At 42.3% G+C, this 14740-nt stretch carries 11 protein-coding genes; 9 read left to right on the forward strand and 2 right to left on the reverse strand.

Features of this window, described 5'->3' with window-relative positions:
* Positions 1–164: 164 nt before the first annotated feature.
* The 3 genes from QUD05_RS28705 (at position 165) to QUD05_RS28715 (ending at position 3403) form a co-directional block, all read left to right on the forward strand.
* Positions 165–1061 (forward strand): MBL fold metallo-hydrolase, encoded by an 897-nt coding sequence (locus QUD05_RS28705; protein WP_289799034.1) that lies wholly within the window; start codon positions 165–167, stop codon positions 1059–1061.
* Positions 1062–1193: 132 nt separating this feature from the next.
* A complete protein-coding gene (locus QUD05_RS28710) occupies positions 1194–2267 on the forward strand; it encodes a bifunctional riboflavin kinase/FAD synthetase (RefSeq protein ID WP_289799035.1) in 1074 nt (357 codons plus the stop codon).
* 227 nt (positions 2268–2494) lie between these two features.
* Positions 2495–3403 (forward strand): AAA family ATPase, encoded by a 909-nt coding sequence (locus QUD05_RS28715; protein WP_289799036.1) that lies wholly within the window; start codon positions 2495–2497, stop codon positions 3401–3403.
* 130 nt (positions 3404–3533) lie between these two features.
* Here the strand turns inward: QUD05_RS28715 and QUD05_RS28720 are convergent, their stop codons facing one another.
* Together QUD05_RS28720 and QUD05_RS28725 are read right to left on the reverse strand one after the other, a co-directional pair.
* Positions 3534–4862, reverse strand: a complete 1329-nt coding sequence (locus QUD05_RS28720; RefSeq protein WP_289799037.1) for a hypothetical protein — start codon at positions 4860–4862, stop codon at positions 3534–3536.
* Between the two features lie 35 nt (positions 4863–4897).
* Complete coding sequence (locus QUD05_RS28725) at positions 4898–5992, reverse strand: cysteine synthase family protein (protein WP_289799038.1); 1095 nt, start codon at positions 5990–5992, stop codon at positions 4898–4900.
* Between the two features lie 758 nt (positions 5993–6750).
* Here QUD05_RS28725 and rppA point away from each other — a divergent pair.
* From rppA to QUD05_RS28760, 6 genes are all read left to right on the forward strand, one after another.
* Positions 6751–7503 carry a two-component system response regulator RppA gene (gene rppA, locus QUD05_RS28735; RefSeq protein ID WP_289799039.1) on the forward strand — a complete coding sequence of 251 codons (753 nt, stop codon included), beginning with the start codon at positions 6751–6753 and terminating at the stop codon, positions 7501–7503.
* Positions 7490–8929 (forward strand): two-component system sensor histidine kinase RppB, encoded by a 1440-nt coding sequence (gene rppB, locus QUD05_RS28740; protein WP_289799040.1) that lies wholly within the window; start codon positions 7490–7492, stop codon positions 8927–8929. The genes rppA and rppB overlap by 14 nt, the downstream gene beginning before the upstream one ends.
* A 595-nt stretch (positions 8930–9524) precedes the next feature.
* On the forward strand, positions 9525–10118 hold the full coding sequence (locus QUD05_RS28745; RefSeq protein ID WP_289799041.1) for a cytochrome C: 594 nt from the start codon (positions 9525–9527) through the stop codon (positions 10116–10118).
* 305 nt (positions 10119–10423) lie between these two features.
* The gene (secA, locus tag QUD05_RS28750; RefSeq protein WP_289799042.1) at positions 10424–13216 is read left to right on the forward strand and encodes a preprotein translocase subunit SecA; all 2793 of its coding nucleotides are present in this window, start codon (positions 10424–10426) and stop codon (positions 13214–13216) included.
* Between the two features lie 104 nt (positions 13217–13320).
* The gene (locus QUD05_RS28755; protein ID WP_289799043.1) at positions 13321–13779 is read left to right on the forward strand and encodes an aspartyl protease family protein; all 459 of its coding nucleotides are present in this window, start codon (positions 13321–13323) and stop codon (positions 13777–13779) included.
* Between the two features lie 95 nt (positions 13780–13874).
* Positions 13875–14738, forward strand: coding sequence for a putative endonuclease domain-containing protein (locus tag QUD05_RS28760; RefSeq protein WP_289799044.1), 864 nt, complete (start codon positions 13875–13877; stop codon positions 14736–14738).
* Positions 14739–14740: the final 2 nt, after the last annotated feature.

Below are 14740 nucleotides of genomic sequence, written 5' to 3' on the forward strand. Positions count from 1 at the left end.
TCACTGACGTATTTCATTCACATTTACACAATCAGCCAGAAACAGGATATGCTGTTTTACCAAGAAATCCTCCCTCTAGCAAAATCGCTGAGACAGCATAAACTTAGACAAAATAAGTAACAATTCCTTCATTTATCGCCCGCTCAGTCCAGCAAGCAACACCCATGTCTAGGATAGAGAATCAATTTACCGTACAATTTTGGGGCGTTCGCGGTAGCATCCCCAGCCCAGGGCCACACACTGTTCGTTACGGCGGTAATACCCCTTGCATATCAATGCAAGCGGGCGATAAACGCTTAGTTTTCGATGCTGGCACGGGACTACATGTTTTGGGGCAATCTCTGTTGCGCCAAATGCCGTTAGAAGCTCACATATTTTTTACCCACTCTCACTGGGATCACATGCAAGGTTTTCCCTTCTTTACACCAGGGTTTGTGAAGGGGAATGAATTTCATATTTACGGCGCGATCGCACCTGATGGTTCTACCATAGAACAGCGCCTCAACGATCAAATGTTGCACCCGAACTTCCCCGTACCCTTGCAAATTATGCAAGCCAATTTAAATTTCTACGATGTTCGACCGGGGCAACCAATCGATATCGATGACCTTACCGTAGAAACAGCACCTTTAAACCATCCAGGTGAAGCTGTCGGATACCGCGTCAACTGGCGTGGTGGTGCAGCTACTTACATCACTGATACCGAACATTTTCCCGATCGACTCGATGACAATGTGTTGTGGCTAGCTCGTAATGCCGACATCTTAATTTACGATTCTACCTACACAGACGAGGAATACCACTCGCCAAAATCCCCAAAAATTGGCTGGGGACATTCTACCTGGCAAGAAGCGGTAAAAGTGGCACAAGCTGCTAACGTCAAAACTCTGGTGATTTACCACCACGACCCGGCGCACGATGACGACTTTTTGGATCGTGTCGGCAAAGAAGCTGCTGAAAAATTTCCTGGTGCTATTATGGCACGGGAAGGATTGGTACTTCAGGTTCCGACTTCAGTTGCCTTATCAGAATCTTTTCCTGTTAGTAAGTTGTCTTCCTAAAGATTGCGATCAGAGGATTTGGAGATTTTAGATTAGATTGGTGATCAGAGGCTTTCAGCGCTCCTGAAGGCGGTTTACCATAGGGTAGCTTCCTGCTGAGAGCTAAAATAAACCTAAAATCTCAGAATCCACGTGCTAAATTTGTCTAAAAATGGGTGTTCTGTGCGGGTTGCTTTTTCTAGCGTTGGGCTACTAACGCCGACTGCTGTTGCCCTTGGCAAGTTTGATGGCGTTCATCTTGGTCATCAAAGGGTAATTCAACCAGTCTTGCACACTGGTCACTTGTCAGGAGCTAGTAGTCCGCACTCCAAGGGAAATCAACTGACAAATCAAGAATATACCTATTCAACAGTTGTCACCTTTGACCCCCATCCACAAGAGTTCTTTACAGGGCAACCCCGGACTTTGTTAACGCCACTGGATGAAAAAGTCCAACAATTGCGATCGCTTGGGGTAGAACAGCTGGTACTACTGCCCTTTGACAAAGAATTATCTGCTTTGACTCCCGAAGAATTCGTCGAAAAAATTCTTGTGCAACAACTGCGATGCCAACGAATTAGCATCGGGCAGGATTTTTGCTTTGGTGAAAAGCGTAGTGGTACTGCTAAAGATTTGCAATTAATCGCCGCCAAGTACAATATCCCTGTTGCGATCGTTCCTTTACAAACTTATACAGGTGACTCGCCCATTCAAAGTAGTTGCGTCAGTACTACTCCGGCTCAGGATGCCCGCATTAGCACTTCATTGATCCGCCAAACCCTTGAGCAGGGAGATATCGAAAACGCAAATCTACTACTAGGACGCCCTTACACCCTCCTTGGTGATGTCGTTCAAGGTCAACAATTGGGCAGAACAATTGGCTTTCCCACCGCTAATCTTCAACTACCAAAAGAAAAGTTTTTACCCCGCCAAGGAGTATACGCTGTCCGCGTTTTCACTCTCGATGAAACAACAGATACCGCTCCTAGTGAGAACTTGGGTGTCATGAATATCGGTAATCGTCCAACTGTAAACGGTACTTATTCATCTGCGGAAGTACATTTATTCGATTGGTCAGGTGATTTGTATGGCAAAAAACTGGTCGTGCAGCTAGTTAAATTTTTGCGCCCTGAACAAAAATTTCCTTCTCTCGAAGCCCTGAAAACACAAATTCAACTTGACTGCGTTGTTGCTAGAGAAGTTTTGAGTGCTGGAGCGGAAAGTTAAAAGTTAGGAGTTAAGAGTTAGGAGTTTGGAGTCATTCAATTTTGGATTTTAGATTTTAGATTTTTATTTCAATCCAAAATTCAAAATCTAAAATTGGCAGAGTTAGGAGTTCTAAGTGGGAACAATGTATTTAGGAAAATTGGGCATTGGGCATTAGGGAAGAATTATTATAACTCCTAACTCCTAACTCCCAACTCCTAACTCCCAACTCCCCACTCCTACAACGCATGAGAGAAAAAATCGACGCTTTAACACAAAATCTAGCTCTTACCATCGTTGGCAAAGCTGAAGCAATACGCTTAGTGCTAGTCGCCTTATTGGGTGGTGGTCATGCCCTCCTAGAAGATGTCCCTGGTGTTGGTAAAACCCTCCTCGCTAAATCTCTAGCTCGTTCACTGGATGGCAAATTTCAACGGCTACAATGCACTCCCGATTTACTGCCAACAGATATCACAGGCACCAACATCTGGAATCCTAAAAGCGGCGAATTTACTTTTCTTCCTGGGCCAGTCTTTACCAATGTGTTACTAGCTGACGAAATCAATCGTGCTACGCCCCGCACTCAGTCAGCGTTGCTGGAAGTTATGGAAGAACACCAGGTAACAGTCGATGGTGTCTCTCGTCCAGTTCCCCAACCCTTCTTTGTCATCGCCACTCAAAACCCTATCGAGTATCAAGGTACTTTTCCCCTGCCGGAAGCGCAAATGGATCGGTTTATGTTGTCGCTGAGTTTAGGCTATCCTTCCGAGGCAGAAGAACTCCTGATGCTGCAAAATCTTCAAAATGGTATAAAGGTTGCTGATTTGCAGCCTTGTATTACCTTGGCAGAAGTACAGGAATTGCGTTACCTCTGTTCTCAAGTAAAAGTAGCAACTTCCTTGCAACAGTACATTCTCGAATTGGTGCGGGTAACACGCCAAGATGAGGAAATTGCCCTTGGCGTCAGTCCACGTGGCACATTAGCATTGCAACGAGCTGCCCAAGCCCTAGCTTTTCTATCAGGGCGTGATTATGCGATTCCTGATGATGTGAAGTTTCTCGTCCCTCACGTTCTTTGCCATCGCCTTATTGCTAGAGGAGGACGCAATTCAAGAACTGTTGTTGAGCGATTATTGCGATCGGTTTCTATTCCTTAAGGTAAGGTGACTTCGATGAGCTAAAAAACAGCTATCCGAGATGGCGATAACTCTATTTCTTGCTAGCGATTAAACATGCTTTTTGTTCAGTGTTAATAGTGCCATAGTCGCTAGTAAAAATTGAGCCAATTTATTTCTTTTGAAGCGCAAAAACAAGCACGATTATTTCACTAATAACGCCCGCAAGCATTCCATACGCTGCTGAATTAGCTCCGCTATGTCTGGTAAAAATCAGACTGCCACATACTACTAAAGTAAAAGTTGCAGCAACTACTGTTGCCAAGTTGATCAGCCAGTTCTTGCCTTTGTGAATAAGTAGCCCTTGAAACGTATTTTGCAGTGCTAAGAGCAGGGGTAGAAATGACAGTATTTGTACTACCGGACGAGCTGCTTCCACAAGAGATGAATTATTTCCCAAAAACTGACCAAGTAGTAATAATCCTTTGTCTGTAAACCCAATAAAAATTGGTATTACAGTAAAACCCAAACCGACAAGAGCCACAAAAGCAACAAGTGTTCGCCTAGAAGTTTCTTCATAAGTAGAAATTACCACTTGTTGAATCATACGTGTACCGTTAGCGATCGAAAGAAGTAGCCCCCAAGCAGCGGGCCATACAGCAAGTGCGAGGCTGCCATCGAATGAGCGCGCAATGAGACTCAGGAGTATTGCCCTTGCACCCCAAACAATAAGCATTGTTGAGGCTAAAGGAAGATAGTAAAAGGTGACTTCTTGAAAGGTTTGAGGCAGTTTTTTAGTCTCAGAATGTACTTGTTGGTTAAGAATAGAAATAGCACCAAGACGCAAACAAAACCATGTGACCAGTACTGCCTCAATGAGTATTGCTCCCATCATGGTAATACCTGCTAGCAATCCTCCATCTAACCTCAAGCTTACTCCCACTGCCAGCGTCACAATTACCCAAGTCAATCGCGCTACACTTGCCCAACCTACAGCTATGCTCTTGTGAGCGCGGATCAGCAACCCTTGAAAGAATCGCCGCCAAGCAATTACGAAAGGCCAAAGGAACATTAATATAAAAGCAGTTCTTCCTCGTGCGGCAATTGATGAGCTAACGCCGAAGACATCAAGCAGTAACCAGTTATACAAAGGTTCCCAAGTGAGTAAAAGAAAGATACCACTAAGAGCTAGTCCCGCAATTACCGTAAACTGCCAAAGTGCGCGCCGAGATTTGGCTTGGCCTCCCAGTGCGGTTGAGGCATGAAAAATCATGATGATGGGGCTTTCTAGAAATACGGCAACTCCTTTGACTACCCCAACTCCGGCTAATGTCTCTTGGGGAAAGGCTAGGCGACTAAGTGCAGAGGTCTGAAGCGGATCGCCCAGAGTCATTGCCACATCAGTTAAGGAAAGAGGTATGAACTGGGCAAGTAACATCAATAGCGATCGCCCAGAAGCTGTTTTATTACCTTCCTGTTCTTGTTGAGGTGAGGTATTCATGAAAATTTTCAGTATTATATGATTATGATGAGTTATTAAAAATACACAGGAGTTAGTGAGGCGATCGCATCATCAAGATGCTCTCCTTCTTTAAGGGTAAATCCATAACGGTTAAGCCAATGGTCATCGTAGACTGTCTCAAGATATCTGTCTCCTCGGTCTGGATTGATCATCAAAATCCGCGCACCCGCACCAAGAGAGCGCGCCAGATGTAAACCACCAGCTACAATTGCCCCTGTGGAAGCACCAAGAAGCAATCCCTCACGACGTGCAAGTGCATGGCACACCGAGTAAGCGATCGCCTCTGGTATCACATAAGCACGATTCAGCAGCGAAAGCTCCAGATTAGGTGGAAAGAACGATAATCCAACACCTGTCATCTTGTATGGTTTTGCTGGCGTTCCCATAATGACTGAACCCTCAACATCAACGCCAACAATGCGTAGTCCTGGAAATCGCGGTAGAAGATAACGAGCTATTCCCATTATTTGTCCTGCTGTGCTAACACCGACGACCACGGCATCAAGGTTAGAGGAAAAGTGAGCTTCAATCTCACGCGCAGTGTAGTATGAGTGTGCCTCAGCATTCAAAGGATTCAAGTGCTGACACGGATACCAAGCATGAGGAATGGTCGCAGCAAGCTCACGCGCTCGTTTCATTCTTGCCTTCTGCATTGAGCCTGATTCATCTGCCTCATGTAACGGTACATCTACAAGTTCTGCACCGTATGCTTTCAACATTCGTCTAAACGGTGGAGCAGTTTTTGCATCGACAACAATAATGACTCGATACCCTCGCACTGCTCCTACCATAGCCAGACCAACGCCGAAATTTCCTGAACTTGACTCGATAATCGTACCACCAGGCACAAGAAGCCCTTCTTCTTCCGCACGAGTAACGAGGTAGACTGCATTTTTCTCCTTAATAGAACCTCCAGGATTGCAGGTCTCTAACTTCAAGAAACATTCTGAGACAACACATACAGGAGAAATATTCTTGAGTTTTACAATCGGTACATTTCCTATTGCCTCGGTAACATCAGAGGCAGTAATCTTTTTCCATTTACTATGATTTTTCCATTGACAGTTAGAAATGTTCTCGAATGATGAAGATTTTGCAAGCTGATTCATATTTACCATCCAAAAAATTTAAAACCTAGTAGGAATTGTCAGGGCTGAATGAATTTGCTCATTGGAGCGGATTTTTATTTGCAATATCACTACTACATTCTTTTATTGACGTTCCGAATTGTAGTGACTATTGCTGATATAGCTCATCACAATTTAAAAGTGTTTCAATTTGTCCAAAAGCAAATATAAATTCGGTCTTAACGATAACTACCTGAGTAAACCTTTAATTCATGTCCACAAAAATATTGATATCCATTATGGAATCAACCTATTTTTTATCTTGAATGATAAATATGAAATCAAGATGAAATTTTCTATTTTGTTTTTAATAATTTTCCAAGTTCAGTATTCATAACGTGTTTTTGTCATCTAATTGACTTCTCATTATTGTATAACTTGAAGAAAAATTCAGATTCAGAAATCATAATTATGGGAGCATTTTTCTTTGGTGCAAACATCAAATAGCGAGTGTTCCGTTGATGTAAGCACAACGAACAGAAAGTACTGAATTAACGTTGTCAACTTTCCACTGCGCTCCAGAATTTTTCATCCTTGTACCAAGAAGCTTAATAGCAAATTCCACGAGTACACCCTATTGTGGCAAGTTGTCTACTGAGTCTTTTTTATTTAATTCTGTATCAGATAAGACTCTAGTCTGTTGTTAAGTCTTGCATAGCTTAATCCTAATTTTTAAGAATTTCATTCTAATTTCATAAACTTCTGTCAACCTATTTATAGGGATATCCCTATTGCAAACTATGATTACATCACAAATTTACAACGAACCTTTAACTATTCAATTTGATATGAGGGTGCTGCTAGTCGAAGATGAGCCGGATTTAGGGGCTGCTATCAAGCGCACCTTAAATCAACAAAAGTACTTAGTTGATTGGGTAATGGATGGTAATGAAGCATGGGCTTACTTAGAAAATAGCTCGGCACAATATACAGTCGCAATTCTTGATTGGATGCTTCCGGGAATTACTGGTTTAGAATTGTGCAAAAGACTGCGTTACAAAGTAAACCCTCTTCCTATCCTGATGCTAACTGCTAGAGATAGAATGGAAGATAAAGTAGCCGGACTAGATGCAGGTGCTGACGACTACTTGGTAAAGCCATTTGGTATGGTAGAACTACTGGCACGATTGCGGGCTTTGCAGCGTCGCTCTCCGCATTTCCAACCTCAACAATTGACTGTTGATAACTTAACTCTTGATTATGGTAACAGTACAGTTGTCAGACAAAATACTACAGGTGAACAACAAAAGATTCCTTTAACTAATAAAGAATTCCAACTATTGGAATATTTTATGAAACACCCCAACCAGATTGTTACTACTGAACAAATTCGCAATCAAATTTGGGAAGTTAATGCTGAATCCACTAGCAACGTAGTGGCGGCACAAATACGTTTGTTACGTCGCAAACTCACCAATAGCCACTGTGCTAACTTAATTGAAACTTTGCACGGTATGGGATATCGTCTTAATCTCAACAATGAATCAGAATAAGCTGTTTCGACTCACCCGTATTCGGTTGGCTCTGTATTATGCCATCGTTATGGGTTTAATTTTAAGCCTATGTGCCTTCGGTTTTTATCGATCTGTGTTCCATGCCCATGTGATGGCTTTAGACAGTGAAATCGAGTCTGTAGCGGGAACATTGCACGACAGTATCGAACTAAAACTACAGTCACCTGGACGTTTGGAACCTTTGGCACATAAGTTATTCCCAAATCTAGATAACTGTGCAACTGGAGCTACTAATTGTATTCAACAACAGCCGCATTCTAAACGTCATCTTCTTGGTATCGTTACTAAGACTAGCTACTATATACGTTTTTTTGATATTTCTGGAAAATTGATTGCTAATGCTGGTTATTATCCAAAGGGATTACCTGACGTTTTTAATCAAAAAACTTGGCAATTTCTTAAAGACAGCAAAGGCAAAGATTACCATCAAATTACTCTAGCACTGCATACCCAAAATTATCAAGACTGGGGATATATGCAGGTGGGGCGAAGTCTGCAAGAGTTTAATCATTACTTGGATAGTGTGAAATTAGTTTCGGTATTAGGGCTGTTAATTGCAATGGGTATGATTGCTGGTGCTAGTTGGTGGTTATCAGGATTAGCTATGCAGCCAATTTATCAATCCTATCGACAAATTCAACAGTTTACAGCAGACGTAGCACATGAATTACGAACGCCTTTAGCTGCAACAGGTGCAACGGTGGAATCAGCACTTTTAATGTCACGAATAGACGAAGAAGATACAAGGGATATTTTGCAAACTATACAGCGTCAGAATCAACGGATAACTACTTTAGTTGTTGATTTATTGATGTTAGCACGTTTAGATAAACAAGCCCAAAAGTTACAATGTGAAGTTTGTTGCCTAAATGATATTGTTAGCGATTTAGTTGAGGAGTTTGAAGCGATGGCAAATGCCGCAGAGGTAAAGCTGACATCTTTAATACAAGTGCATCAAGCTCTGAATATTATAGGTAATGCTGACCAGCTTTATCGCTTGTTTTCTAATTTAATTGTCAATGCAATTCAATACACATCCAGAGGAGGAGAGGTAACAGTTTTTTTAGATCGCAATGACTATAATGCTGTAATTAAAGTTCAAGATACAGGCATTGGTATCCCAAAACACGAACTGAATCGAATTTTTGATCGCTTTTATCGGGTGAGTAGCGATCGCTCCCGTAGCACTGGTGGTTCTGGATTGGGATTAGCTATTGTTCAAGCTATTGTTCAAGCACATCAAGGTAAATTAAATGTACAAAGCGAGTTGGGTCAAGGTAGTACTTTTACAGTTCAATTACTTTTGAATGTTGCTCCACTAAGGAGCGTAGGCGCAGCCCAACCTAGGCATCGCTCTATGTTTCTATGGAAATTGATGTATCGCAATTTACGTGGTTATAAATAAAATTTTTTACCTAATTTATCGAACAGAATTCAGGAGTCAGGAGGTCACTGAGCGTAGTCGAAGTGAGTCAGAATTCAGCAATGTTTTCTGTATGACTGGCGGATAGCGTAGCGTATACCCTTCGGGATGCTTCGCTTAGAGCGAGTCTGCGAGCGTCTGAATAAGCGGGTTTAAGACCCCCACAAAATCTAGGATTTGGTAGTTTTCAATTCCTGCGCCGATCTGAATCCCCGACTGATAGCGAAGCGTTAGCGAGTCTTGTCTGCGACACGCTACGCGAACGAGCGTCTTTATTCTGACTCCTGAATTCTGACTTCTGAATTCTTGTTCAAAGATTTTTTATCTTTCGTAGCTATGAATGAGCAGTACATGGTTTCTCTTTTGGCAGTAGCTCTCCAAAACTCACTACTCTGCTAGAATCCAACTGTCAATAGGGTTTGAGGCGCGCTAACCCTGGATATTTATATTACTGTTATCAATATTAAAAATGTGTTGCTTGACAAAACTACTTACACAAAATTTGAAACACTGCCAATACTGCGTAAGTCTTATGATTAGCACAAGCGCCACTTTTAAATATTTGGGAATGTGAGGAATGTCAATTTTTGTTAAGCGCAAAACCCGCGATCGCGAAAAGCACGAGCCTGATAGCGACCGCCAAGCACTACAGCAAAGCGCCGAACGTGAATTCAAACGCCAATTTTTCGGTTTACTTTTGGTAATTGTAATGTGGAGTTTAGCTATGGGCTGGCTTCTAGCTTTGGCAACTAATGCCCAAAGTGCGACTCCCACCGCCGAAATTGGCACTGTTGACGTAGTACCTGCACAATACCAACTAGGGCAAGAACTGTATTTGGAAAACTGCGCCACATGTCACATCGGTATACCACCAGCAGTTTTACCCACCCAAACTTGGAAAAATCTCCTGCAAGACTCGCAGCACTACGGCACACAACTCAAGCCTTTAGTCGATCCACCGCGTATCTTAGTGTGGAAATATCTTTCGACTTTTTCCCGTGTGCAGCTAGACGACGAAGAAACACCCTATCGCCTCAACAACTCACGTTATTTCAAAGCTTTGCATCCAGGAGTCCAATTACCACGTCCTGTCCAGATTGGCAGCTGCGTCAGCTGTCATCCCAGTGCTAGTGATTACAATTTTCGCCGCTTGACCGCAGAATGGCAGTGAAGAGTGAGGAGTTAGAAGCGAGGAGTTGAAAAATTCATAACTCATAACTCTTAACTCCTAATTCTATTCCCCCACTCCCTCTCTGACCCCATCTGTGGGCAAAATGATACTATGAAGAAAGACTAAATATAAGATAAGAGTTAAAAGCAATCAGTTTACTAAATGATTGGCTAATTTTTCTCCTGTTTTTGAGTTAATTCTCATTTAACACCCATCCACGACCAAGACGGTTGGGCTGGGTTAAATGTTTATAATCAATGCCGACCCTTTAATCCCATCCCCTTGATTCAGTTCTATAATCTGCCATGCTAAAACTTCTGTTGGGCGACCCCAACGCTCGTAAGCTTAAAAAATACCAACCTTCTGTTACTGAAATTAACCTTTTAGAGGAAGAAATTAAGGTTCTTTCCGATGATGAGTTAAAAGGTAAAACCGTCGAATTTAAACAACGGCTTGCCAAAGGCGAAACCTTAGATGACATATTGCCAGAAGCTTACGCCGTTGTCCGGGAAGCAGGACGGCGAGTCTTAGGCTTGCGGCACTTTGATGTCCAACTCCTTGGCGGTATCATTTTGCACGTAGGGCAAATTGCCGAGATGAAAACTGGTGAGGGTAAAACACTAGTTGCCACCTTGCCGAGTTATTTAAATGCCCTTACTGGTAAAGGTGTACACGTCATTACCGTGAACGATTACCTGGCTCGTCGGGATGCTGAATGGATGGGACAGGTACATCGGTTCTTGGGGCTGAGTGTGGGGCTAATTCAGTCAAGCATGACTCCTAGTGAACGTCAGAAAAACTACGATTGCGATATCACCTATGTTACCAACAGCGAGGTCGGCTTCGACTATCTGCGGGATAACATGGCGACATCAATGGCAGATGTGGTGCAACGTCCGTTTAATTATTGCGTAATTGACGAGGTTGACTCGATTTTAGTTGATGAGGCGCGGACACCACTGATTATTTCTGGGCAGGTGGAAAGACCTACAGAAAAATATCTGCAAGCTGCTGAAATAGCATTCACACTCAAAAAAGACGAACATTACGATGTAGATGAAAAAGCTCGTAACGTGCTATTGACAGATGAAGGGTTTGCGGAATCGGAAAATCTTTTGGGAGTCACAGATTTATTTGACCCAGAAGATCCTTGGGCGCACTTCATTTTCAATGCAATTAAAGCCAAGGAACTTTTTCTCAAGGATGTAAATTACATCGTCCGCAATGGTGAAGTGGTAATTGTGGATGAATTTACTGGTCGGGTGCTAGCCGGACGGCGTTGGAGTGATGGATTACACCAAGCGATTGAAGCGAAAGAACACGTAGAGATTCAGCCAGAAACTCAAACTCTCGCGACCATCACTTACCAAAATATGTTCTTGCTGTATCCAAAACTCGGTGGAATGACAGGAACAGCAAAAACCGAAGAACCAGAATTTGAAAAAATTTACAAACTCGAAGTTGCGGTAATTCCCACCAATCGCGATCGCAGACGGGAAGATTTATCTGATATGGTCTTTAAGACAGAATCAGGCAAGTGGGGGGCGATCGCGAGAGAATGTGCCGAAATGCACGAACTCGGTAGACCTGTATTAGTAGGAACCACTAGTGTAGAAAAATCTGAACTTCTGAGTAGGCTGCTGAAGGAATTGGCGATTCCTCACGAATTACTTAACGCCCGCCCGGAAAACGTCGAGCGTGAAGCGGAAATTGTCGCCCAAGCTGGACGAAAAGGTGCTGTTACTATTGCTACTAACATGGCTGGTAGAGGTACAGACATCATTCTGGGTGGTAACTCCGAATATATGGCGCGTCTAAAGCTGCGGGAATACTTTATGCCGCGGATCGTCATGCCAGAAGATGAAGATAGCTTTGGCGTGCAAAGAGCAGCCGGATTGCCTACAGGACATGGTGGTGGTCAAGGCTTTGTCCCTGGTAAGAAAGTCAAAACTTGGCGGGCTTCGCCAGAAATTTTCCCAACTCAGTTGACAAAAGAAACCGAGAAACTACTCAAAGATGCAGTAGAAATTGCCGTGCGTGAGTATGGTGAACGTAGTTTACCGGAACTTGAAGCAGAAGACAAGGTAGCTGTAGCCGCAGAAAAAGCTCCCATCGATGACCCTGTAATTCAGAAATTGCGGGAAGCTTACAACCGCGTCAAGCAGGAATACGAACAATTTACTACCCGCGAACATGATGAAGTAGTGGGAATTGGCGGTTTGCACGTAATTGGTACAGAACGCCACGAATCACGGCGGATTGATAACCAGTTGCGCGGACGTGCAGGAAGACAAGGCGACCCTGGAACCACAAGATTCTTCCTCAGTTTAGAGGATAACCTACTGCGGATTTTTGGTGGCGATCGCGTTGCTGGGTTAATGAATGCCTTCCAAGTGGAAGAAGATATGCCCATCGAATCTGGGATGCTTACCCGCAGTTTGGAAGGCGCACAGAAAAAAGTTGAAACCTATTACTACGACATTCGGAAGCAGGTATTTGAGTATGACGAGGTGATGAATAATCAACGTCGTGCTATTTACGCCGAACGCCGTCGGGTGTTAGAAGGTCAAGATTTGAAAGAACAGGTAATTAAATACGCTGAAAAAACGATGGATGACATCGTTGACTACTACATCAACATAGACTTACCCTCGGAAGAGTGGGAGTTAGAAAAGTTGGTTGAGAAAGTCAAAGAATTCGTCTATCTGCTAGCAGATTTGCAAGCAAGTCAATTAGAAGATATCACAGTCAGCGAAATTAAAGCCTTCCTCCACGAACAGGTACGAATTGCTTACGACCTCAAAGAAGCGCAAATTGACCAAGTTCAACCCGGACTGATGCGCCAAGCTGAACGCTTCTTTATCTTGCAACGCATTGATACCCTGTGGCGGGAACACCTGCAACAAATGGATGCCTTACGCGAATCAGTAGGATTGCGTGGTTATGGGCAAAAAGACCCGCTGATTGAATATAAGAGCGAGGGTTACGAACTCTTCTTGGATATGATGGTTAACATTCGCCGAGACGTTGTTTACTCGTTGTTTATGTTCCAGCCTCAGCCTCAGCAGATGGTGCAGCCTTCGTCTGAGATGGTGTAGTAGCGTATATATCACGCAGAGACGCAGAGACGCAGAGAGTGCTTTTGCGTCTTTGTGTTTTAAGGCATCTCTCAAAAAGATTTTGTTTTCAGGAGTTTGCTGAAATGGGTAAGTTGATACTACCAAATCTTCAGGGTAAGCAAATGGGGCAAGTAATAGTTACCCTCACTGTCACGAATCGAATTGATCGAGTTTTGGCTCAACGAGGCTTTATTTCTTCGGCGGAAGTTCGCTCTTATACTCTGGATGATGTTTTAGTTGATACGGGCGCAACTTTGCTGTGTTTACCTACTAGTATTATTAGTCAACTAGGTTTAGTCCAAGGTGGAGAAGCCCAGGTAGAAACTGCTGCTGGAGTTAAGCAGGGGCGAATTTTCCGAGATGTTGAACTTAGTATTGCAGAGCGTCAAGGAACCTTTGATTGTTTAGAACTCACAGAAGTATCTTATGCCCTTTTAGGTGTAACACCAATGGAAGTTTTAGGGTTAGAACCAGACCTTAAAAATCGGAAGTTGCGGATTTTGCCGATGAATTATGAGCAAACTTATCTGAGTGTATTGTAAGCGATCGTATGTTTTATGCTGAAAGCAGGTACTCAGTTTTTCAGGTATCTGTTATAACCGATAATTAAGTTATGCCTCTGTTAAGAGTAGATTATATGGCAGAAAACATTGATTATGAGCAAATTTATCAACTGACATTCCGTAAACAATGGGCTGAGTTATTGGAGCTTGTTTATAAGTATTCTAAATTTGCTTCTTCAGATGAATTAGTTAGGAGAGTAGTAAATACTTTTGAAAATGAGTTTTTTGGAGAATTAGATAAAGGAATTGCAAAGGATGATATTGAAACTGTATTAGAAAATCTATTTCTACTTCATAAAGGTAAGATTTATACTTTAACAGAAGATAGAGCTATTACAGTCGTTGTTGAGTTGGTCAAGATATATAGAAATAAAGGCTTACTCCTTGAAGCATATAATTATGCTAAATTTTATCCTAAACAGGAAATATGTGCTGAAGTAATTAAGCTGCACCAGGAATCATTACCCAAAGTTGTAGAACATTCTCAAAGTGATCAAATAAAGGTAACAGAAAATAAAAATATAGCTAATGTAAAATATACTACCAGCCTCTTTAAATCTCATCAAGAGATAGAATTTTTCATGGCTGTTAGGGAAAACTTTCAAATGTTTGTAGTTTATCCTAATGTTGCATTAAGTTGTTTAATTAACTTTGACAAAATTAAGAGTAATTTGTCCCCAGAAGAGAGGAGCTTCTTTTTTAGAGGAATTGTAGATTGTGTTGTATTTGATCAACATGAAAGCTATAAACCAATTAAATTTTTTGAGTTAGATAGCTCTTATCATGATTCGCCTGAACAAAAATTAAGAGATAGTTATAAGGATAAGATTTTGGCATTGGCTGGACAAACACTTTATAGGATTAGAAAGGCCTCAGATAATCAGGGTAGGACAGAATTCATGAAACTAATAAGAGAAATAGTAAATATTACATATTAATT

The organism is Nostoc sp. GT001 (genome assembly GCF_030382115.1).
Lineage (GTDB): Bacteria > Cyanobacteriota > Cyanobacteriia > Cyanobacteriales > Nostocaceae > Nostoc.